Annotated in this window: 17 protein-coding genes; 9 read left to right on the forward strand and 8 right to left on the reverse strand. The window is 63.5% G+C overall.

Annotation, left to right across the window (positions count from 1 at the left end; translation table 11 throughout):
• Positions 1-106 precede the first annotated feature (106 nt).
• A complete protein-coding gene (locus CFE42_RS16180) occupies positions 107-2,467 on the forward strand; it encodes a UvrD-helicase domain-containing protein (RefSeq protein ID WP_004631102.1) in 2,361 nt (786 codons plus the stop codon).
• Positions 2,468-2,491: 24 nt separating this feature from the next.
• Here the strand turns inward: CFE42_RS16180 and CFE42_RS16185 are convergent, their stop codons facing one another.
• The 4 genes from CFE42_RS16185 to CFE42_RS16200 form a co-directional block, all read right to left on the reverse strand.
• The gene (locus CFE42_RS16185; protein WP_004631101.1) at positions 2,492-3,289 is read right to left on the reverse strand and encodes a BPSS1780 family membrane protein; all 798 of its coding nucleotides are present in this window, start codon (positions 3,287-3,289) and stop codon (positions 2,492-2,494) included.
• Positions 3,280-4,284, reverse strand: a complete 1,005-nt coding sequence (locus CFE42_RS16190) for a homoserine kinase (protein ID WP_004631098.1) — start codon at positions 4,282-4,284, stop codon at positions 3,280-3,282. The genes CFE42_RS16185 and CFE42_RS16190 overlap by 10 nt, the downstream gene beginning before the upstream one ends.
• Positions 4,285-4,369: 85 nt before the next feature.
• A complete protein-coding gene (locus CFE42_RS16195; RefSeq protein WP_004631096.1) occupies positions 4,370-4,804 on the reverse strand; it encodes a hypothetical protein in 435 nt (144 codons plus the stop codon).
• Positions 4,805-4,898: 94 nt separating this feature from the next.
• Positions 4,899-5,852 (reverse strand): TIGR00730 family Rossman fold protein, encoded by a 954-nt coding sequence (locus CFE42_RS16200; RefSeq protein WP_004631094.1) that lies wholly within the window; start codon positions 5,850-5,852, stop codon positions 4,899-4,901.
• 4 nt (positions 5,853-5,856) lie between these two features.
• Between CFE42_RS16200 and polA the strand changes: the two genes are divergently transcribed.
• The 4 genes from polA to CFE42_RS16220 all read left to right on the forward strand — a co-directional run bounded on the left by polA (position 5,857) and on the right by CFE42_RS16220 (position 12,155).
• Positions 5,857-8,670: a DNA polymerase I gene (polA, locus tag CFE42_RS16205; RefSeq protein ID WP_004631092.1), complete on the forward strand. Its 2,814-nt coding sequence runs from the start codon at positions 5,857-5,859 to the stop codon at positions 8,668-8,670.
• 207 nt (positions 8,671-8,877) lie between these two features.
• The gene (locus CFE42_RS16210; protein WP_004631090.1) at positions 8,878-10,212 is read left to right on the forward strand and encodes an NAD(P)/FAD-dependent oxidoreductase; all 1,335 of its coding nucleotides are present in this window, start codon (positions 8,878-8,880) and stop codon (positions 10,210-10,212) included.
• Positions 10,213-10,320: 108 nt separating this feature from the next.
• Positions 10,321-11,199, forward strand: a complete 879-nt coding sequence (locus CFE42_RS16215) for a dienelactone hydrolase family protein (RefSeq protein WP_004631088.1) — start codon at positions 10,321-10,323, stop codon at positions 11,197-11,199.
• Between the two features lie 149 nt (positions 11,200-11,348).
• The gene (locus CFE42_RS16220; protein ID WP_004631086.1) at positions 11,349-12,155 is read left to right on the forward strand and encodes a ZIP family metal transporter; all 807 of its coding nucleotides are present in this window, start codon (positions 11,349-11,351) and stop codon (positions 12,153-12,155) included.
• A 71-nt stretch (positions 12,156-12,226) separates the two neighbouring features.
• Here CFE42_RS16220 and CFE42_RS16225 read toward each other — a convergent pair whose 3' ends face one another.
• The 3 genes from CFE42_RS16225 to CFE42_RS16235 all read right to left on the reverse strand — a co-directional run bounded on the left by CFE42_RS16225 (position 12,227) and on the right by CFE42_RS16235 (position 15,321).
• Positions 12,227-13,114: a sulfurtransferase gene (locus CFE42_RS16225; protein WP_004631084.1), complete on the reverse strand. Its 888-nt coding sequence runs from the start codon at positions 13,112-13,114 to the stop codon at positions 12,227-12,229.
• 21 nt (positions 13,115-13,135) lie between these two features.
• The gene (locus CFE42_RS16230; protein WP_004631081.1) at positions 13,136-14,125 is read right to left on the reverse strand and encodes a DMT family transporter; all 990 of its coding nucleotides are present in this window, start codon (positions 14,123-14,125) and stop codon (positions 13,136-13,138) included.
• 98 nt (positions 14,126-14,223) lie between these two features.
• Positions 14,224-15,321, reverse strand: a complete 1,098-nt coding sequence (locus tag CFE42_RS16235; RefSeq protein ID WP_004631080.1) for an aromatic ring-hydroxylating dioxygenase subunit alpha — start codon at positions 15,319-15,321, stop codon at positions 14,224-14,226.
• A gap of 414 nt (positions 15,322-15,735) precedes the next feature.
• Here CFE42_RS16235 and CFE42_RS16240 point away from each other — a divergent pair, with 414 nt between their 5' ends.
• The 4 genes from CFE42_RS16240 (at position 15,736) to folE2 (ending at position 19,951) form a co-directional block, all read left to right on the forward strand.
• On the forward strand, positions 15,736-16,020 hold the full coding sequence (locus CFE42_RS16240) for an exodeoxyribonuclease VII small subunit (protein WP_004631077.1): 285 nt from the start codon (positions 15,736-15,738) through the stop codon (positions 16,018-16,020).
• Positions 16,017-16,928, forward strand: a complete 912-nt coding sequence (locus CFE42_RS16245) for a polyprenyl synthetase family protein (RefSeq protein WP_004631076.1) — start codon at positions 16,017-16,019, stop codon at positions 16,926-16,928. The genes CFE42_RS16240 and CFE42_RS16245 overlap by 4 nt, the downstream gene beginning before the upstream one ends.
• Positions 16,929-16,984: 56 nt before the next feature.
• Positions 16,985-18,895, forward strand: a complete 1,911-nt coding sequence (gene dxs, locus CFE42_RS16250; RefSeq protein WP_004631073.1) for a 1-deoxy-D-xylulose-5-phosphate synthase — start codon at positions 16,985-16,987, stop codon at positions 18,893-18,895.
• 249 nt (positions 18,896-19,144) lie between these two features.
• Positions 19,145-19,951, forward strand: a complete 807-nt coding sequence (gene folE2, locus CFE42_RS16255) for a GTP cyclohydrolase FolE2 (RefSeq protein ID WP_004631071.1) — start codon at positions 19,145-19,147, stop codon at positions 19,949-19,951.
• 46 nt (positions 19,952-19,997) lie between these two features.
• Here the strand turns inward: folE2 and tsaD are convergent, their stop codons facing one another.
• On the reverse strand, positions 19,998-21,041 hold the full coding sequence (tsaD, locus tag CFE42_RS16260; RefSeq protein WP_004631068.1) for a tRNA (adenosine(37)-N6)-threonylcarbamoyltransferase complex transferase subunit TsaD: 1,044 nt from the start codon (positions 21,039-21,041) through the stop codon (positions 19,998-20,000).
• Positions 21,042-21,096 lie beyond the last annotated feature (55 nt).

Raw genomic sequence — 21,096 nt, forward strand, 5'->3', positions numbered from 1 at the left:
AATGGCGGGCGAAAGCTTGGAATTATACGGCGTGTCGATGTCCGGCACGGGCGAAGCGGCGAATGCGGCCGGTATAATTTCAGGATTCTGCCGAGGCTCCTCCCGCATGTCCGACCTGCTCGCAAATCTGAACCCCGAACAACGCGCTGCCATCACGCTTCCCGATGAATCGGCGCTGATCCTGGCGGGCGCAGGCAGCGGCAAAACGCGCGTGTTGACCACCCGCATCGCGTGGCTGATCCAAAGCGCGCGGGTGTCGCCGTCGGGTGTGCTGGCCGTCACGTTTACGAACAAGGCAGCCAAGGAAATGACGGCCCGCCTGCAGGCCATGCTGCCGATCAACACGCGCGCCATGTGGATCGGCACGTTCCACGGTCTGTGCAACCGGTTGCTGCGCGCGCATTACCGCGATGCCGGCCTGCCGCAGACGTTCCAGATTCTGGATACGCAAGACCAGCTCTCCGCCGTCAAGCGCCTGCTCAAGTCGCTCAATATCGACGACGAGAAATTCCCGCCCAAGAACGTCCAGTACTTCATCAACGGGGCCAAGGAGCAGGGCCTGCGCGCGGGCGATCTGGAAATCGCCAACGAGTACGACCGGCGCATGGCCGATCTCTACGCCGCTTACGACGCGCAATGCCAGCGCGAAGGCGTGGTCGATTTTGCCGAGCTGCTGCTGCGCTGCTACGAACTGCTGCGCTACAACGACGCCATCCGTGCGCACTACCAACGGCGTTTCAAGCACATCCTGGTGGACGAGTTCCAGGATACGAACAAGCTGCAATATGCGTGGCTGAAGATTCTGGCCGGCCTGGGCGAGCCCGGCGTCACGCCCAACGCCATCTTTGCCGTGGGCGACGATGACCAGAGCATCTACGCGTTTCGTGGTGCCAATGTCGGCAACATGGTCGACTTTGAACGCGAATTCCGCGTCGAGCACCGGATCAAGCTGGAGCAGAACTACCGCTCGCATGGCCATATCCTCGATACCGCCAACCACCTGATCTCGCACAACACGCGTCGGCTGGGCAAGAACCTGCGCACGGACGCCGGCCACGGTGAGCCGGTGCGCGTCTATCAGGCCGCGACGGACGGGCAGGAGGCGGGCTGGATTGTCGATGAGATCCGCGACCGTATTGCGACCGGCATGTCGCGCTCGGAAATCGCCATCCTGTATCGCAGCAACGCGCAGTCGCGGGTGATCGAGCACGCCTTGTTCTCGGCTGGCATCCCCTACAAGGTGTACGGCGGCCTGCGTTTCTTCGAGCGCGCGGAAATCAAGCACGCGCTGGCGTATATCCAGCTGCTGGAAAACTCGGACAACGACGCCGCGTTTGGCCGTGTGGTGAACTTTCCGGCGCGCGGCGTCGGCGCTCGCTCGCTCGAGCAGTTGCAGGATGCGGCGCGGCTGTATGGCATTTCGCTCGCAGCGGCGGTGCCGTACCTCACGGGGGCAGCAGGCACCAAGTTGTCCGCGTTTGTGCGTCTGATCGAACAGATGCGTGCCGACACGCGCCAGATGACGCTGCCCGAAATCGTTCAGCACGTCATTCACGCCAGCGGGCTGATCACGCATTACCAGGGTGAAAAGGAAGGCCAGGACCGCATCGAGAACTTGCAGGAACTGGTGACAGCCGCCCAAGCTTTCGTTGCTGAAGAAGGCTACGGCGTGGATGCGATTGCGACCGCGCTGCCCGTGCGCCACGATGCCATGCTGCGCATCGAAGGCGGCGAGATCGATACCGCTTCTGAACTCGTCACCGACGAAACGCCTGCAGAGATGACGCCGCTCGTCGCGTTTCTGACGCATGCCTCGCTGGAGGCTGGCGACAACCAGGCCCAGGCCGGCCAGGATGCCGTGCAAATGATGACCGTGCATGCGGCCAAGGGGCTGGAATTCCACGTCGTCTTCATCACCGGGCTGGAAGAGGGCTTGTTCCCGCACGAAAACAGCCAGATGGAGAAGGACGGCCTGGAGGAAGAGCGCCGCCTGATGTACGTGGCGATCACGCGTGCGCGTGAGCGGTTGTATCTATCGTTCGCGCAAAGCCGCGTGCTGCACGGGCAGGTCCGCTACCACATTCGCTCACGCTTCTTTGACGAACTGCCCGAAGACACATTGAAGTGGCTGACGCCGCAGCACTCGGGCTACCAGGCGACGCGTCGTGTGCAAGGCGATACCGCATGGGGCAAGGATTGGTTCAAGCGCCCAGAGCGTGGCGATGACGACGCCTACACCGGTCGCCCGACCGGCGGCATGGACACCGGCAAGAACTACGCCGACGCCAAGCGCGCAGAGGCCACCGGCTTCCGCGTCGGCCAGTCGGTGTTCCATAACAAGTTCGGGGAAGGCGTCATCACGACGCTGGAAGGCGAGGGCGCCGAGGCGCGCGCCCAGATCAAGTTCAACCGCCACGGGGTGAAGACGCTGGCGCTGGGCATCGCCAAGCTGGACCCGATCAACTGAGCGTCGACCGGGCCATCGTGCCGGTCAGACCGCCTTGTCAGCCGTCTGGCCGGCCGCTTGCGTCACGTTGAAGCAGCCGCGGTAGGTGGCGTAGAACGAGCAGTACAGCACGGCCATCACCAGAATCCGGTACGGCGTGGCAATGATGGGGGCGATGTTGTTGGCACCGCTCGACGCGAACAACGCATCGATGAACAACGGCACCGCGATCAGCAGGATTGCCACCAGGACGCCGTACGCGATGAACGCGGCGCGGTTGCGCCACACGGCCATCCAGCTGAAGAACAGCGCCTTGCCCACCGGAATGCCGTGCCATGCCACCAGTAACGGCGCAAACCAGAACAGCACCGCCACCGGGATATACAGCACCGAGCCCATCACCATGGCGAGGTAGAACTCGCGGATGGCGTCAGCGGTGAGCGGTTTGTCGCTGACCACGGTCATCAGCGTGTCGACATCCACCATGGTCATCAGCACGCCGCTGACCACCAGCACCAGCACGCCGTAGATGCCGCCGAGCTTGAGCAGGCTGCGCATCGCATCCTTCCCGTATGCACGAAAGCCGGCGATGAGCGACGCAGGCCCCACGCGCTTGCCCGCGACCGTATCGCGGCAGGCCGACATGAAGCCCACGAAGATAGCCGGATTCACCAGCAGGATGGCAAAAACCCCAATCGGCGGCACCAGCAGCATCAGAAGGTTGACCGCGAACAGGTAGATGAACAGCAGTAGTAAGAACCCGATCGGGTTCTTGCGAAACAGCCACGCACCCTGGCGTAGCCAGACGTAGCCTTGCTTGGCCGGTACTTCAATCAGTTGCATGGTTGGGGAAGATCCAGAGTCAGGGCGCCCGCGCCAACCCGTTCGCGCAGCACGCGCTCGAAGTGGGTGGGGTCATGCGGCTTGAGCAGTTCGGCATCGCGCGGCAGATAGAAATCCCACAGGCGCGAGACCCAGAAGCGGTACGCAGCAGCGCGCAGCATATCTTGCCAGTGCCGCGTTTCGGCATCGGTGAACGGGCGCACAGCGTGATACGCATGGAGCATTGCACGTGTCCGCTCGGTGTCCAGCACGCCGGTGGCCAGGTCAATGCACCAGTCGTTGATGGTGACGGCCACGTCGAAGAGCCACTTGTCGACACCGGCAAAGTAAAAGTCGAAGAAGCCGCCAAGGCGTTCCGGCTGGCCGTCAGCGGCCGGCTCGAACAGCACGTTGTCGCGGAAGAGGTCGCAATGGCACGGGCCTTCGGGCAGCGCAGCGTAGTCGGCGCTGGCAAAGAAACGTTGCTGGTGCGCGAGTTCGTTTTCGAGCAGCGCGCGCGTGTCGCCGTGCACGAACGGTACGACGTCGGGCACGACTTCGTTCCACCACGGCAGGCTGCGCAGATTTGGCTGATGGCGCGGATAGTCACGCCCGGCCAGATGCATGCGCGCGAGCATGTCGCCGACGATGCCGCATTCCGACACCGTGGGCGCCAGGTTCGAGCGGCCCGCCAGACGCGTCACGATGGTCGCCGGCTTGCCGTTGAGCGTGCGCAGGATCTCGCCGTCGCGCCCCGAAATCGGCGCCGGCACGCTGATGTCGTGCTGCGCCAGATGCTGCATCAGATACAGGTAGAACGGCAGTTGCTCGAGCGTCAGCCGTTCAAACAGGGTGACGACGTACTCGTGCGTCTGCCCATCCTTTTCCGTGGTCAGGAAGAAATTGGAGTTTTCGATCCCGGAGGGGATGCCGCGAAATGCGCGCACGGCGCCCACATCGTATTGATCCAGCCAGAGAGCGATCTCGGCGTCGGAGACCGGGGTGAAAACAGCCATGCTTCAGGAATGGGAAACGGGTGGAGGGAAAGGCAGCCGGCTCACAGCGCGGCCGCCTTGCAAGCGCCGCGCTCGCGGCACAGGCTTAGAACTTCAGGACGTTGACCGAGGGCACCCGATCGATATCACCGCGCTCACGAATGCGCGGCGAGCTGTCTTCGGGCTTGCTCAGGTTGTACGACGTGCCCATGCCCGACTTGACATGGATGTCCGGCGCCTGGCCCTTCTGGAAGCGGTATTCCTCGACCTGCGTACCGTCGTTGTCGCGGTAATCGAAGCTCGGCTTGATGCGCTCGTTGTGGATCGCGCCGCGGGTCGGCTTGGAAATCGGCTGATTGTTGATGGCCTTGACGTCGGGCAGGTCCAGACCGGCGCTGTCGGAAGTCACCTCGGCATGCGCGGGCAGGGCGATGCCGAGGCAGAAAGCGGCCCCTGCCAGCAGCCCAGCGTGGCGCATCAGGCGCGCGGCATTGGCAAAGCCGGAGGGGACGGCGGCGGACGGGTGAAGCAGCGAATCCATCATGGACTCCGGCGGGTGATCTGGGACCCTACATTCTAGCAGTCCGGCCTCCCGCCATCGTCCGTTCGCGTGGCGCCGAATGTCACACCCGAGGTTACAGATAGAACATCTCTTCCTTGGGCGGAATCGGCGAGGTGCCTTCGCGCTTTTCGTAGAACTCGTAGACGGCATCCAGCGCATCCTTGGGTTCGTCGACGATGCGCATGATGTCGAGGTCGTGCTCGGCAATCAGGCCCATCGGCAGCAGCGTAAAGCGGAACCAATCCAGCAGACCCTTCCAGAAATGGCTGCCGAACATGACCACCGGCACACTGCGCGACTTGCCCGTCTGGACAAGCGTGAGCACCTCAGCGAGTTCATCCAGCGTGCCGAATCCACCTGGCATGACGATGAACGCATCCGAATTCTTCACGAACGTGACCTTGCGCGTGAAGAAATGGCGGAAGCGCATCGAGATGTCCTGGTATCGATTGCCTTGCTGTTCGTGCGGCAGTTCGATGTTCAGACCGACGCTGGCCGACTTGCCCGCGTGCGCGCCTTTGTTGGCCGCTTCCATGATGCCGGGGCCCCCACCGGAGATGACGGCGAAGCCCGCATCCGAGAACAGCCGAGCGATTTCGATGGTGCGTTCGTAGTACGGCGAATCCTCGCGCAGACGCGCGCTGCCGTAGATCGAGACGGCCGGACGGATCTCCGAGAGGTACTCGGTCGCCTCGATGAACTCTGCCATAATCGTGAACATCTGCCAGGAAGCGCGCGCTTTCTTTGCGGTAGCGCGTTCTTCGTCGGCGAGTGCCCGCAGGCTGGGGATCATCTTGCGATCGGTACGGCCATGTGCCAGGTCCGCTTTGGGCTCGTGTTCGACGCCCACCGTCACGTTGACATCCATGTCGGCCGTGGTGGCTTGGCGCGAGGGGCTCACCCCGGTCAGTTCTGTCGCCGAAACCTCCGACGCGGAAGCACCGGCAGCCTGCTTTGCCACGCCGCCTTCAGCGGAAGCGCCATTATCGGAAACGCCTTTTGGCGTTCCAGTCACTTTAGAGTCCATGGGAATGTCGGAAAGTCAAGAAACGCTGTTGCTCGTCGATGGCTCGAGTTATTTGTACCGTGCCTATCACGCACTGCCCGACTTGCGAAACGGGGAAGGGTTTCCTACGGGGGCCATCTACGGCATCGTGAACATGCTGCGCAAACTGCGCAACGACTACCCGGCCAAGTATAGCGCTTGCATTTTCGACGCCAAAGGCAAGACCTTTCGCGATGACCTCTATCCGGCCTACAAGGAGCATCGCGCGCCCATGCCCGATGACCTGCGCGCGCAGATCGAACCGATCCACGAAGCCGTGCGGGCATTGGGTTGGCCCATCCTGGTGGTCGAAGGTGTCGAGGCCGACGATGTGATCGGCACGCTGGCTGAACGGGCTGCTCGCGAAGGCGTCCGGACCATCGTCTCAACGGGTGATAAGGACCTCGCCCAACTGGTGAATGACCACGTTACGCTGGTCAACACCATGACCAACGAAACGCTCGATCCGGCCGGCGTGCAAGCCAAGTTTGGCGTGCCGCCCGAGCGCATCGTCGACTATCTTTCGCTGATTGGCGACACCGTGGACAACGTGCCCGGCGTGCCGAAGGTGGGCCCGAAAACCGCGGTGAAATGGTTGACGGAGTTCGGCTCGCTCGACAACGTCATCGCGCATGCAGGCGAGATCAAGGGCGTGGTGGGCGAGAACCTGCGCAACACGCTCGAATGGCTTCCCAAGGGCCGCGAACTGCTGACCGTGAAGCTCGACTGCAACCTCAGCAAAGAGGTGCCGACATTCGATGCACTGATCGACGGCGGCGAAGACAAATCCAAGCTCGTCGATTTCTTCTCGCGTTACGGTTTCAAGACGTGGCTGCGCGAGGCTTCCGGTGAAGCGCTGCCCGATACGCGCAGCGTCGGGGCCGCGCGCAAGGCCGCGACGCCCGTGAAGAATTACGCCGGCGAGGCCGCACAACTGCAAGCACAGGCCAACCTGTTCGACGTGGAAGCGCCGCCCGATGAGATCAAGTACGAGACAGTGACGACCGAGGCGCAGCTTGAATCGTGGATGCAGCGTCTGGATGAAGTGGACCTCGTCTGCATCGATACCGAGACGACGTCCATCGACCCGATGCTCGCGCAGTTGGTGGGGATTTCGCTGTCGGTCAAGCCGGGCGAGGCCTGCTACATCCCGGTGGCACATCGTGGCCCGGATGTGGCCGGGTTTGATGCGGCAGCGCAGCTCTCGCGCGACACGGTGCTCGCGCGCATGAAGCTGTGGCTCGAAGACGAGTCGCGCAAGAAAGTCGGACAGCATCTGAAGTACGACGCGCATGTGTTTGCCAACCACGGCATCGCGCTGCGCGGCATCGAGCACGACACGATGCTCGAATCGTACGTGCTCGAATCCCACCGCAATCACGGCATGGATGCACTGGCCGAGCGGGTGCTGCATTTGAAGACGATCACCTACGAAGCCGTGTGCGGCAAGGGCGCATCGCAGATCGGCTTTGACGAGGTGCCGCTCGATCGCGCGACCGAGTACGCAGCGGAAGACGCCGATGTCACGCTGCGCCTGCATCGCACGCTGTTCCCCAAGGTGGCCGAAGACGACAAGCTGCGCTACGTCTACGAGCAGATCGAAATGCCCACCTCCATCGTGCTGCAGAAGATGGAGCGCAACGGCGTGCTGATCGATGCCGACCGCCTGGCCAAGCAGAGCAACGAGCTGGGCCTGCGCCTGATCGATCTGGAAGCCGAGGCACACAAGCTTGCGGGTCAGCCGTTCAACCTCAGCTCACCCAAGCAGATCGGCGACATCTTCTTCAATCAGATGAAGCTTCCGGTCATCAAGAAGACCGCGAGCGGTGCGCCGTCGACAGACGAGGAGGTACTGCAGAAGCTGGCCGAAGACTACCCGCTGCCGAAGCTGCTGCTCGATTACCGGGGCCTGGCCAAGCTCAAATCGACCTACACCGACAAGCTGCCGAAGATGGTCAACCCGCGCACTGGCCGGGTCCACACCACCTACGGTCAGGCGACGGCGGTGACGGGGCGCCTGGCCTCGACCGATCCGAACCTGCAGAACATTCCAGTGCGCACGGAAGAAGGGCGGCGCATTCGCGAGGCATTCATCGCGCCGGAGGGCAGCGTCATCGTGTCGGCCGACTACTCGCAGATCGAACTGCGCATCATGGCCCATCTGTCGCAGGACGAAGGCCTGATGCGCGCATTCCGTGAGGGCCAGGACGTTCACCGCGCGACCGCTGCCGAAGTGTTCAACGTGACGCCGCTGGAGGTGACGCCCGATCAGCGCCGTGTGGCCAAGGTCATCAACTTCGGCCTGATCTACGGGATGAGCGCGTTCGGGCTGGCGAGCAACCTGGGCATTGGGCGCGATGCAGCCAAGCTCTATATCGACCGCTACTTCGCTCGCTACCCCGGCGCCGCGAGCTACATGGACGAAACCCGGCAGCGGGCGCGCGAGCAAGGCTACGTGGAGACCGTCTTTGGCCGTCGCCTGTGGCTGCCCGACATCAATGGCGGCAACGGCCCGCGCCGTCAGGCTGCCGAGCGCGCCGCCATTAACGCGCCGATGCAAGGCACGGCGGCTGACCTGATCAAGCTGTCGATGCTGGCAGTGCAAGGCTGGCTCGACGCGGAAGCGATGCGCTCGCGCCTGGTCATGCAGGTGCACGATGAATTGGTGCTGGAAGTCCCGCAGGACGAACTGGCCGTGGTGCGCGAGCGTCTGCCAGAGTTGATGTGCAGCGTCGCAACGCTGCGCGTGCCGCTGGTGGCCGAGGTCGGCGTGGGCGCGAACTGGGAAGAAGCGCACTGACGCAATCGCTTGCCCCGCCAGCGCCACACCGTGAAACAACGCGTGGCGCGAGTTTGCCTGCCGAGGCAGCCTGCGGATGGCCTTGGCATGCGGTTGCCATGATTCGCCGTATCCATGCGCCTGGGGTTGCGGCGGATTTTGCGTTGCAGCAGACTGCACCTGACAGATCGAGTGATCGAAAAGATTCAACGGCTCCAGGAGAGGCACATGGCAGGGCAGACGGGTGGCGCAGGCGGTACGAACGGGCCTCGCATTGTGGTGGTCGGCGGGGGCGCCGGCGGGTTGGAGCTTGCAACACGGCTCGGCGACAAGCTCGGCAAGCGCGGCGCGGCGCAGATCATTCTGGTCGACCGCAACCCCACACACATCTGGAAACCGCTGCTGCATGAAGTTGCTGCCGGCAGCATGGATCCGAACACGCATCAGCTCGAATACGCTGCGCAGGCGCGCTGGCATGGCTTCGAATTCCAGCAGGGCGAGCTGAGGGGCCTCGATCGCGTCGCCAAATCCATCATGGTGTCCCGATGCGTTGACGCGGACGGCACCGAGGTGCTTCCCGAGCGCGCCATTTCGTACGACACGCTGGTGCTGTCAATCGGCAGCGTGACGCATTTCTTCGGCGTGCCTGGCACGGCCGAGCACGCCATCGCCCTCGACACCGCATGGCAGGCCGAGCGCTTTCGCCGCAGGCTCATCGCAGCGTGCATGCGCGCGCAGAACGGTGTGGGCGATGCACGTCCGCAGGTGGATATCGCCATCGTCGGGGCGGGTGCCACGGGCGTGGAACTGTCGGCTGAGCTGCGCAACACCGCCCACGTGTTGGCGGCTTATGGGCTGCACAAGCTTGACCCGCGCCACGACATCCGCATCCATCTGATCGAAGGCGGTCCGCGTATTTTGCCGGTGCTCAAGGAGCGCATTTCGGCTGCGACCACGGAGCTGCTGCGCAAGCTCGACGTGGACGTCATCACCAGCGAACGCGTGACCGAAGTCACCGCCAGCGCCGTCAACACGGCCAGCGGCAAGTTCATTCCGGCGGATCTGACCGTGTGGGCTGCAGGCATCCGTGCACCGTCGGTGCTGGGCGAACTGGGGCTGCCGGTGAACAAGCTGGGGCAGGTGATCGTTTCGCGCACGCTGCAAGTAGAAGGCGATGATTCGATCTACGCGTTTGGCGATTGCGCAAGCTGCCCCTGGCCCGAGGCGTCGTCCAGCGTGCCGCCGCGTGCCCAGGCTGCGCATCAGCAAGCTACGTATCTGTTCGATGCGCTGCGCAAGCGCATGGACGGCAGGCCAGTCCAACCCTTCGCGTTCAAGGATCTCGGCTCGCTGGTGTCGCTCGGCCATTTCAGCGCGGTCGGAAGCCTGATGGGCGGGCTGATCGGCGGTTCGATGTTCATCGAAGGCTTGATGGCGCGGCTGATGTACACGTCGCTGTATCGCATGCACGTGCTGGCGCTGCACGGCTGGGTGCGCATGTCGGTCGATACGGTCATGCACTGGCTGCGCAGCAAGACGAATCCGCGCGTCAAGCTGCACTAGGCCCGTCCTCGTGGCCGAGCCGGATGTCTGGCTCGGCAACAATGCATTTGCTTCGGTAGACTAGTCGCTTCGTTCACCGTAACCGCCCGTGGGCGCGAGGAGAGTGCGATGCAGCTTGATGCAGAAGTGGAGAGTCTGGTACCCGGCCGCAGCTTTGATCGTCGCGGTTTCATGAAGACGGCGTTGGGCTCAGCCTTTGCGGCGGCGGTGCTGCCAGTGTCGGCGCAGACCGTCCATACCGATTTCAATGGGCTGACGGCCGGAGAGGTGACCGTGCCGGTGGGCGATTTCAAGATGCCGGCCTATCGGGCCCAGCCAGAAGGCAAGACGAAGCTGCCAGTGGTGATCCTCATCAGCGAGATCTTTGGCGTACACGAATACATTGCCGATATCTGCCGGCGCTTTGCCAAGCTCGGTTATCTGGCGATCGCGCCTGAACTGTTTGTGCGCCAGGGCGATCCGCGTGCTTATGGGACGGTGCAGGAAACCGTTGCCAACGTGGTTTCAAAGGTGCCGGATTCCCAGGTGGCGGGCGATATCGACGCCACGATCGCATGGGCCACCGAGAACGGCGGCGACGCGGCGCGTATTGGCATGACCGGCTTCTGCTGGGGCGGGCGCCAAGTCTGGCTGGCTGCGGAGCGCAACCCCGGCATCAAGGCTGCAGTAGCGTGGTACGGGCCGCTGAAGGGCAATCCGAATCCGCTGCAACCGGTTTCGCCCGTCGACAAGGTGGACGAACTGAAAGCGCCCGTGCTGGGTCTCTACGGCGCGAAGGACACCGTGATCACGGAAGACGTGCGCGACACGATGAAGGTCGCGCTGGAAAAATCCAGGAACCCCAAGGCGCATGCATCGCGCATCATCGTGTACCCGAATTCCGGCCACGCATTTCACGCTGACTACCGCCCGAGCTATGTGAAGGCGGATGCGGAAGATGGCTGGAAGAAGTGCCTCGCCTGGTTCAAGGATCACGGCGTGGTGTAGCAGCGCGACGCGCCGAACGCGAAAGGCTCTGGGGAGTCGCCCCGGGGCCTTTTCTTTTGCCTGCACTGGCAAAGGTTGGCAAAGCGGCATACAATCCGCCCTTCTTGCAACTCTGTTGCGTTTATTGGCTCCCGCTGCGTCACCTCCGCATGACCTTCGATACCACCCTGTTAGGCATTCTCGTGGCCACCGCGCTGTCCGGCATCGGCAGCATGGCGGGCGCTGCCGTGCTGTCGCTCACGGTGTTGTCGCGCATGGTCGATCGGATGGTCAGTTTTTCGGTGGGCGTGCTGCTGGCCACGTCGCTGCTGCATTCGTTGCCGGAGGCGTTCGAAGCCCATCGCGGCATCGAGCCCAATACGCATGCGTTGTTCGCCACGTTGCTCGCCGGGCTGCTGGGTTTTTTCCTGCTGGAAAAGATCTCATTGATCCGCCATTCACATCACCACGAGGGTGATGGGCACGGCCATCACCACGGCCATGACCGGCAGGAAGCCGGGCGCAGTGGCCTGATGATCCTCGTGGGCGATGGGCTGCATAACTTTTCGGACGGGATCGTGATTGCGGCGGCGTTCCTGGCGGACACCAAGGTCGGCATCGTCACGGCGCTGGCGATTGCTGCACACGAGATCCCGCAAGAGATCGGCGACTTCATGGTGCTGCTCAACGCCGGGTTTTCCAAGACGCGCGCCTTTGTCTACAACCTGATCTGCAGCGTTTGCGCGCTGGTGGGCGCGGTGCTGGGTTACTACCTGCTGGACCGCCTGACGTCGTGGATTCCATACGTGCTCGTGGTGGCGTCGAGCAGCTTCATCTACATCGCCGTATGCGATCTCATGCCGCAGATGAAGCGCCGGCCGCGCTGGCAGGAATCGGCGGTGCAGGTCGCATTGATTACGGCGGGCATCGCGATGATCTTTCTGCTGACCGAAGGTTTGCATGGTCACGCGCACTGAGGCGACGCATCCACCTCTAGAAGAAAAGCCCGGTCGATACCGGGCTTTTTGCTGCGCGCTGGATTCGCAGATTACGGATTCGGCCCCGTCGCCACCGGGCGCGACGGGTCGCTGCACCACTCGCTCCATGAGCCGGCATAGAGCGCGGCGCCCGTCAGGCCGGCGATCTCCATGGCCAAGGCGTTGTGGCAGGCGGTCACGCCCGAACCACATTGCAGCGTCGCGTCTTGCGGCCGGGCGCCGGCCAGTACGCCCGCGAAGTCGGCGCGCAATTGTTCCGCGGGCTTGAACGTGCCATCTGCCTGCAGGTTGTCGCGGAAGAAGCGGTTGCGCGCGCCAGGGATGTGGCCGCCAACGGGATCCAGCGTTTCATTCTCGCCGCGGTAGCGGTCGGGGGCACGTGCGTCGACGACGGGCTTGTCGGCGTGGCCCAGGTACTTCTGCACGATATCGGCCGTCACCATCTGCACGAGCGAGGGCTTGCGCGTGATGTTGCCGGGCGTGGCGTTGAGCTGCGGTTCTTCCGGGATGACCTGGTCGACGGGGAAGTACGCCGCTTCCCAAGCCTGCAGGCCACCATCAAGCACGGCCACGTCGGCATGGCCGACCCAGCGCAGCAGCCACCACAGGCGCGCGGCGTACATGCTGCCCTGGCGGTCATACGCGACGACTTGCGTGTCATCGTTCACGCCCAGCGCCTGCAGGCGCGCAATTAGTGCCTCTGCATCGGGCAGCGGATGGCGGCCGTTGGTGCCGGTTTTGGGGCCCGACAGTTCGTTGTCGAGATGCATGTAGAACGCGCCGGGCACATGGCTGGCGTGATACGCATCGCGCCCCGCAGCGGGATTGGCGAGGTCAAAGCTGCAATCGATGACCACCACGGCTTCGGGTGCGCTCTGCTGCAGTGCGGCCAGTTGCGGTGCGGTGATGAGGGTGGCGTAGTGAGCGCGTTCGCTCATGGCGGCAATCTCCTGGGTCGATCAAACTTCCGGGTGAATCTCGGCTTCCGGGCCCGACACGGCTGTCTGCGGCGTCGGATGCTCGGTGCCCGACTGGCGGGCGCGCATGACGGTGGTCACGATGCCGCTGCCGATGATGAGCGCCATGCCCGCCCACGACAGCGCGTTCAGGTGGTCATTCCACAGCAACATACCCCACCCGCTCGCAAAGACAATGCCGGTGTATTGCAGGTTGGCAGTCAGGAGCGTATTACCGCGCTTGTAGGCTCGCGTCATGGCGGTCTGGCCCAGCGTGGCCAGCAGCCCGACAGCCAGCAGCAGGCCGGCGCTATGCCACGTATGCGATTGCGCCCCGCCGATCAGCATCCACACGCCGCCGGCAATTGCGCTCACCAGGGAAAAGTAAAACACGATGCGTGCCTCGTTCTCGCCCAGGTCGCCCAGTTGGCGGACCTCTACATAGGCGAGGGCGGTGAACACGCCAGAGACCAGCCCGACCATGCCGCCGGCGAGCTGGGATGGCCCGCCGCCCACGCTCGGTTGCAGCAGGCACAGCACACCGACAAACGACATCAGGATCGCAGCCACCATCTTCTTGTCGGCGCCCGCGGCTTTGCCGGCCATTGCAGCACCCGCGCCGATGATCAGCGCAATCCACACCGGCGACATGTAGTTCAGCGTCATGGCTGTTGCCAGCGGTAGCAGGCTGATCGACGTGAACCACAGCAGAAGCGACGTTACGCCAAACACGCTGCGCTTGATGTGCGCCGTGAGATAGGGTGTGCGGATGCCCGCGCCTGTCTTGGCGAGGACGGCGCCCATCAGCGTCATGCCGATCACGCTGCGGTAGAAGACGATCTCGCCGGTGCTGTAATGCGCCGAGGCCAGTTTTACGCACACGCCCATTGCCGAGAAGGCGAAAGCGGCGAGGATCATCCACAGCGATTGGCGGGAGGAGCTTTCGACCGTCTGGGCGGCAGTCTGAGCAGCGGTGGCAGTATCGGCAGGCATGGCGAGGGAGAGGGGCGAAAAAAAACGGTGCGGCCCGTGGGGGCTGCACCGTTCCTATTGTGACGCGGAAGGCTGCGGATGCCTACCTCAGTCGTTGCTTAGTAGTGCATCGTGCGCCGATACCATTCGTGGAAGTGCTGCATGCCGTCCTCCATGGGCGACTGGTACGGGCCGACTTCGCTCGTGCCGCGTTTGAGCAGCGCTAGGCGCCCCGCGTCCATGCGCTCGGCAATCTCGTCGTCCTCGATGCACGTTTCCATATAGGCGGCGCGCTCGGCTTCAACGAATTCACGCTCGAACAACACGATCTCTTCCGGGTAGTAGAACTCGACCACGTTGCGCGTCTTGGTCGGGCCGAGCGGATGCAGCGTCGAAACCACCAGCACGTTCGGATACCACTCGACCATCACGTTCGGGTAGTACGTGAGCCACACCGCGCCGTACTTCGGCATCTCGCCGTTGTTGAAGCGAAGCACGGCGTCGTGCCACTTCTGGTAGGCCGGTGTGCCGGGTTTGCGCAAATTGGCATGAATGCCGACCGTCTGCACGCTGTGCCACTCGCCAAACTCCCATTCCAGGTCGTCACACGAGACGAACTGGCCGAGGCCAGGATGGAAGGGCACGACGTGGTAGTCCTCGAGGTACACCTCGATGAAGGTCTTCCAGTTGTAGTTGCAGTCGTGCACCTCGACGTGGTCGAGCATGTAGCCGGAAAAATCGAGATCGCGCGCCACGCCTAGGCGAGCGAGGTCTTCACGCACGTCACGCTTGCCTTCGAACAGCAGACCGTTCCAGTTCTGCAGCGGCGAGCGCGAAAGATGCACGCATGGTTGCTTCTCGAAGTGCGGTGCGCCCAGCAAGTCGCCCTGCAGGTCGTATGTCCAGCGATGCAGCGGGCAGACGATGTTCTGGGCATTGCCGCGCCCATTGAGCATGATTGCCTGCCGATGCCGGCACACGTTGGAGAGCAGCTCGACGCCGTTCGGGTTGCGCACCAGCACGCGGCCTTCGGCCTCGGCGGCAAGCGTGTGGTAGTCGCCAACTTCCGGGACCATCAGCTCATGGCCGACGTAACCGGGGCCATGTTTGAACAGACGTTCGATTTCAGTTTGATACAGCGCCTCGTCGAAGTAAGCAGAGACGGGCAACTGGGTTTCAGACGGCACCAGATTCAGTGCGGCGCTGAGATTGGACATTATCCCCACTCCCAATAACGGTGAAAGCAGTGAACAACCCAACCATCGACAAGATCGATTTGGGAAAGGACGCCATCGGCAGGTGGCCTAGGGTCTGTTGAGGTAGGAAACGAGCGCTTGCTGGCCCCCGCTTGGGCCAACGACCATACGTTCAATGGGCCAACAGACCCAAACCATCGTGCGGAGCGGCGTACACCGGCCCGGCCTTTGGAGGAAAGGGGGGGATTGTACCCCAGGGAAATTGATAAGTCCCTGATTTTCGACCGCTTTCTGCCGCCAGTCGCTCGGCGGCCAGGCTGACGATGCCCTGCCTTGCCGTTGCAAACCGCTACCCCACGCGTTGCGGGATGTGCGCAGAACGCACGCGGAATTGCCGTAAAATGCCAGATTGTCCTTTTCTGATTCGCAATCGGCATGCCCCGTGCCTCAAACGACGCCCCCAGCGCGTCCGCCACACCCTCCGCTACGCCGGCTTCCTATGAAGCGGCCATGGCCGAACTCGAAACCCTCGTCGCCAGCATGGAATCCGGTGAATTGCCGCTGGAGGCCTCGCTGGCGGCGTATCGACGCGGGGCGGAACTGGTCAAGTACTGCCAGCAGGTGCTGGAGCGCGTGGAGCAACAGGTGCGCGTGCTTGACGGCGATGCCCTGAAGCCGTTGGGCGACGATAGCAACACGAACGAACAGGGCGACGCATGAGCGATTTCGCCCAATGGATGGCGTCTGTGGTCGCGCGGACGGAAGTTGCGCTCGAGCGCGCGCTGCCGGCCGAAACCGTCTCGCCACAACGTCTGCATGCCGCCATGCGGTACGCCACGCTGGGTGCGGGAAAGCGTGTGCGCCCATTGCTGGCACATGCTGCCGGTGCGCTGGGCGACGCATCGCCGGAGGCGCTAGACGGCGTGAGTTGCGCGGTGGAGATGATCCACGCCTATTCGCTCGTCCACGACGACATGCCTTGCATGGACGACGACGATCTGCGCCGTGGCCGTCCCACCGTACATCGCGCCTATGATGAAGCGACGGCCCTTCTGGTAGGTGACGCCTTGCAAACGCAGGCGTTCATCGTGCTGGCAGAGCAGGGTGCGGTGCGCCCGGCCACGCGTGCAGTGCTGATGGGCGAACTGGCGCGCGCCTCGGGTTCGCAGGGCATGGCAGGCGGCCAGGCGATCGATCTGCAGAGCGTTGGCATTGCGCTGTCGCAAGTCGAACTGGAAGCGATGCACCGCATGAAGACCGGTGCGCTCCTGCGGGCGAGCCTGCGGATGGGCGCGCTCTGTGCTGAAGTGAATGCCGCTGCCTTGGAGCATGTCGATGCTTATGCGGGTGCTGTCGGCCTCGCGTTCCAGGTGGTCGACGACATTCTCGATGTGACGGCCGATACCGCCACGCTGGGCAAAACTGCGGGCAAGGACGAGGCCAACGACAAGCCGACTTACGTGTCCATCCTTGGGTTGGACAAGGCCCGGGCACTGGCCGATGAGCTGCACGCCGCGGCGGGAGCGGCGGTCGCGGAACTGGCCCGCGAGATCGGCTGTGAAGCGGGCCGAGCCCGTACCGTTCGATTGGCCGAGATGGCCGACCTGATCGTGCGGCGTGGCCACTGAACAACATTGCATCGACGTTAGAAGTCTTTGCCAAAACGCTTGAGCGGCGGTCCCACATGACGTACGAACTTCTGAACACCATCGACGATCCGGCCGACCTGCGCCGACTGGACCGCCGCCAACTCGGGCCGCTGGCCAACGAGTTGCGCGCCTTCGTGCTCGATTCCGTCTCGCAAACGGGCGGCCATCTATCGTCGAACCTGGGCACGGTCGAGCTGACCATCGCACTGCACTACGTCTTCAACACGCCGGAAGACCGCATCGTGTGGGACGTCGGCCACCAGAGCTATCCGCACAAGATCCTGACGGGCCGCCGCGACCAGATGGGCTCGCTGCGCCAGCTGGACGGCATCTCCGGTTTCCCGCGCCGCAGCGAGAGCCCGTACGACACGTTCGGCACCGCGCACTCGTCCACGTCGATTTCGGCTGCGCTTGGCATGGCCCTGGGCGCCAAGACCAAGGGTGAAGACCGCGTCGCCATTGCGGTGATCGGCGACGGTGCGATGAGCGCCGGCATGGCCTTCGAGGCGATGAACAACGCGGGCGTCTATAAAGACCTGCCGCTGGTGGTCGTGCTCAACGACAACGACATGTCGATCTCGCCGCCGGTGGGGGCGCTGAATCGCTATCTGGCGCGGCTGATGAGCGGGCAGTTTTACGCGGCCACCAAGAAGGGCGTGGAAAAACTGCTGTCGGTGGCGCCGCCGGTGCTCGAGTTTGCCAAGCGCTTCGAGGAACACACCAAGGGCATGTTCGTGCCAGCCACGATGTTCGAGGAGTTCGGCTTTAACTACATCGGCCCGATCGACGGGCACGATCTCGAATCGCTCGTGCCGACGCTGCAGAACATCCGCCAGCGCGCACGCGAAGGCGGTGGCCCGCAGTTTCTGCACGTCGTCACCAAGAAGGGCCAGGGTTACAAGCTGGCCGAGGCCGATCCGATCCTTTATCACGGCCCGGGCAAGTTCAACCCGCAGGAAGGCATCAAGCCTTCGGGGCGCCCAGCCAAGGTGACGTATACGCAGGTGTTTGGCCAGTGGCTGTGCGATATGGCGGCGGCCGACAAGCGCTTGGTGGCTATCACGCCGGCCATGCGAGAAGGCTCCGGGATGGTGGAGTTCGAGCAGCGCTTTCCCGACCGCTATTACGACGTCGGCATCGCCGAGCAGCACGCCGTCACCTTCGCCGGCGGTCTGGCATGCGAGGGGCTGAAGCCCGTCGTCGCCATCTATTCGACGTTCCTGCAGCGGGGCTATGACCAGTTGATCCACGATGTGGCGCTGCAGAACTTGCCGGTGGTATTCGCGCTGGACCGTGCGGGTCTGGTGGGCGCAGACGGCGCCACGCACGCGGGTGCCTACGACATTGCCTACCTGCGCTGCATCCCCAACATGATGGTGATGACGCCGGCCGACGAGAACGAATGCCGCCAGCTTTTGAGTACCGCGTTCGCGCAGGACTGCCCGACAGCGGTGCGCTATCCGCGTGGTGCCGGTACGGGCGTGGCGGTGCAGCCGACGCTGGAGCCGCTGCCTGTGGGCAAGGCCGAAGCGCGCCGCACGTCCACGGCTCCGGCCGGCCAGCGCGTTGCGATTCTGGCGTTTGGTTCGATGGTGGCCCCTGCTTCGGCAGCAGCTGAGCGTTTGGATGCGACCGTTGTCAACATGCGCTTCGTCAAGCCGCTCGACGTGGCCTGCGTGCTGGAAATGGCTCGCACGCACGATTTCGTGGTCACGGCAGAGGAAGGTTGCGTGATGGGCGGCGCCGGCAGCGCCTGCCTGGAAGCGCTGGCCGCCGCCGGTGTTGCAACGCCGGTATTGCAGCTCGGCCTGCCCGACCGCTTTGTCGATCACGGTGATCACGCGGCGCTGCTGGCGCAGTGCGGGCTGGATGCCAATGGCATCCTCGCTTCCATCCGCGAGCGTTTTGCCGTGCAGCCGCGCGCTGCAGCCCCGCGCGTCGCCTGAGGCACTTTGGCGCCGTGCCATAGGCAGAATCAATCACCCGCATTGCAGCCGCGGGTTTGAGTAGTTGACTGCAAAGGTAGGAAATTTCTTTTACACTCCGCCAGTCTTATTTTTGAATTGTGTGCGCAGTCGCGGGATGGGCAGATTGGATCACTTGAGGGGTGGTCACCGTCAGCCAAGTTCCGCGGTTTCACACTCGTTGCGTGCCGGCCGACTGCGATGGCCGGGCGACCGTAAAGGAAACCGATCATGAACGATATGAACCCGGCTTTCGCGATGCCGGACGTGCAGTCCAGCCACGATACCCGCCAGATTCCCATTCAGCGTGTTGGCGTGCGCGGCGTGCGTTACCCGATGTCGCTGCAAACCCCTTCAGGCGTGCTGAACACCGTCGGCACGTACAATCTTGACGTGCATCTGCCGGCCGACCAGAAGGGCACGCACATGTCGCGCTTCGTCGCGCTGCTTGAAGAAGAGCGCGAGCCGCTGAATCTGGCGCAGTTCCAGTTGCTGCTGGAAAAGATGCTGGAGAAGCTCGAAGCCGACGCCGGCCGCATCGAAGTCCACTTCCCGTATTTCGTCAGCAAGACGGCCCCGGTGTCGGGCGTGCAGTCGCTGATGGACTATGAAGTGACGATGATTGGCGAAGTGCGCGACGGCCACACCAAGGTCCGCGTCAAGGCGCTGGTGCCGGTGACGAGCTTGTGCCCATGCTCGAAGAAAATCTCGCAGTACGGTGCGCACAACCAGCGCTCGCACATCACGATCGACGCCGAGCTGGCGGCCGATACGCCGGTCGAGGCGCTCATTCGCATGGCCGAAGAAGAAGCGTCGTGCGAACTGTGGGGCTTGCTCAAGCGTCCGGACGAGAAGTTCGTGACCGAGCGTGCGTACGAAAACCCGAAGTTCGTGGAAGACCTGGTGCGCGATATCGCCATGCGCCTGAACCAGGACGATCGCATCGTCGCCTACACGCTGGAAGCGGAAAACTTCGAGTCGATTCACAACCACAGCGCCTATGCGCTGATCGAGCGCGACAAGCGCTCCGACAAGTAATCGGGCTGTGCCCCAAGAAAAAGCCGCTCAATCGAGCGGCTTTTTTTCATGCGTGCCGGATGCGGATGTCTTCGAGGTCCCAGCGTGGCGTGACGCCGTAGCCGTAGCCGTCCTGCACTTGTGCGGGGTCAGCCTGCAGCCGCATCGCGCCGGCAAAGGCGATCATCGCGCCGTTGTCGGTGCAGAACTGCAGGTCGGGGTAGTAGACGCGCAAGCCGCGCTTTTTGCCCTCGGCGTTCAAGCCCTCGCGCAACTGGCGGTTGGCGCCCACCCCACCGGCCACGACGATGCGCTTGAGGCCATGCTCGCGCGCGGCGCGCAGCGTCTTCTTGACCAGCACTTCGACGATAGCGTCGACAAACGCGCGCGCAAGATCGGCGCGCGGCTGATAACAGGTCTCGCTATCGGTCAGGTTGAGCTTGCGCACCTGGGTGAGCACCGCGGTCTTGAGGCCCGCGAACGAGAAATCGAAATTGCCCGAATGCAGCATCGGTCGGGGCAGGTCAAACACGCCCGGGTTGCCGAACTCGGCCAGGCGCGAAACGGCGGGGCCGCCCGGGTAGCCGAGGCCGAGCAGCTTGGCGGTCTTGTCGAAGGCTTCGCCGGCGGCGTCGTCGAGCGTCTCGCCGAGCAGCGTGTACTGGCCGACGGCATCGACGCGCATCAACTGCGTATGCCCGCCCGAGACGAGCAGCGCCAGGAACGGAAACTCCGGCCGGTCGGCCTCCAGCAACGGCGAGAGCAGGTGCCCCTCGAGGTGGTGCACGGCTACCAGCGGTTTGTCGAGCGCAAACGCCAGCGCATTGGCCACCGAAGCTCCGACGAGCAGCGCACCGGCCAGCCCTGGGCCTTTCGTATAAGCGATCGCGTCGATGTCGGTACGCGCCACACCGGCTTTGCCCAGCACCTCTTCCAGCAGCGGAATCACGCGGCGGATGTGATCGCGCGAGGCCAGCTCGGGCACCACACCGCCGTATTCGCGGTGCATCGCGATCTGCGAATACAGCGCATGCGCGCGCAGGCCGGAGTGGGTGTCATACAGGGCGACGCCGGTTTCGTCACAGGAGGATTCGATGCCGAGGACCAGCATGGCAGGCGGGGCGTGAGGAATGCAATGGGAAGGCCGCCGAAGATAGCACAAGTTA

Source organism: Ralstonia sp. PBBBR1, from assembly GCF_002256165.1.
GTDB classification, from domain to species: domain Bacteria; phylum Pseudomonadota; class Gammaproteobacteria; order Burkholderiales; family Burkholderiaceae; genus Ralstonia; species Ralstonia thomasii.

Excerpts from the sequence above, each read along its gene's own strand:
- CFE42_RS16180 (WP_004631102.1), top strand. The coding sequence starts at position 107 with ATGTCCGACCTGCTCGCAAATCTGAACCCCGAACAACGCGCTGCCATC.
- CFE42_RS16185 (WP_004631101.1), bottom strand. The coding sequence starts at position 3,289 with ATGCAACTGATTGAAGTACCGGCCAAGCAAGGCTACGTCTGGCTACGC.
- CFE42_RS16190 (WP_004631098.1), bottom strand. The coding sequence starts at position 4,284 with ATGGCTGTTTTCACCCCGGTCTCCGACGCCGAGATCGCTCTCTGGCTG.
- CFE42_RS16195 (WP_004631096.1), bottom strand. The coding sequence starts at position 4,804 with ATGGATTCGCTGCTTCACCCGTCCGCCGCCGTCCCCTCCGGCTTTGCC.
- CFE42_RS16200 (WP_004631094.1), bottom strand. The coding sequence starts at position 5,852 with ATGGACTCTAAAGTGACTGGAACGCCAAAAGGCGTTTCCGATAATGGC.
- polA (WP_004631092.1), top strand. The coding sequence starts at position 5,857 with ATGTCGGAAAGTCAAGAAACGCTGTTGCTCGTCGATGGCTCGAGTTAT.
- CFE42_RS16210 (WP_004631090.1), top strand. The coding sequence starts at position 8,878 with ATGGCAGGGCAGACGGGTGGCGCAGGCGGTACGAACGGGCCTCGCATT.
- CFE42_RS16215 (WP_004631088.1), top strand. The coding sequence starts at position 10,321 with ATGCAGCTTGATGCAGAAGTGGAGAGTCTGGTACCCGGCCGCAGCTTT.
- CFE42_RS16220 (WP_004631086.1), top strand. The coding sequence starts at position 11,349 with ATGACCTTCGATACCACCCTGTTAGGCATTCTCGTGGCCACCGCGCTG.
- CFE42_RS16225 (WP_004631084.1), bottom strand. The coding sequence starts at position 13,114 with ATGAGCGAACGCGCTCACTACGCCACCCTCATCACCGCACCGCAACTG.
- CFE42_RS16230 (WP_004631081.1), bottom strand. The coding sequence starts at position 14,125 with ATGCCTGCCGATACTGCCACCGCTGCTCAGACTGCCGCCCAGACGGTC.
- CFE42_RS16235 (WP_004631080.1), bottom strand. The coding sequence starts at position 15,321 with ATGTCCAATCTCAGCGCCGCACTGAATCTGGTGCCGTCTGAAACCCAG.
- CFE42_RS16240 (WP_004631077.1), top strand. The coding sequence starts at position 15,736 with ATGCCCCGTGCCTCAAACGACGCCCCCAGCGCGTCCGCCACACCCTCC.
- CFE42_RS16245 (WP_004631076.1), top strand. The coding sequence starts at position 16,017 with ATGAGCGATTTCGCCCAATGGATGGCGTCTGTGGTCGCGCGGACGGAA.
- dxs (WP_004631073.1), top strand. The coding sequence starts at position 16,985 with ATGACGTACGAACTTCTGAACACCATCGACGATCCGGCCGACCTGCGC.
- folE2 (WP_004631071.1), top strand. The coding sequence starts at position 19,145 with ATGAACGATATGAACCCGGCTTTCGCGATGCCGGACGTGCAGTCCAGC.
- tsaD (WP_004631068.1), bottom strand. The coding sequence starts at position 21,041 with ATGCTGGTCCTCGGCATCGAATCCTCCTGTGACGAAACCGGCGTCGCC.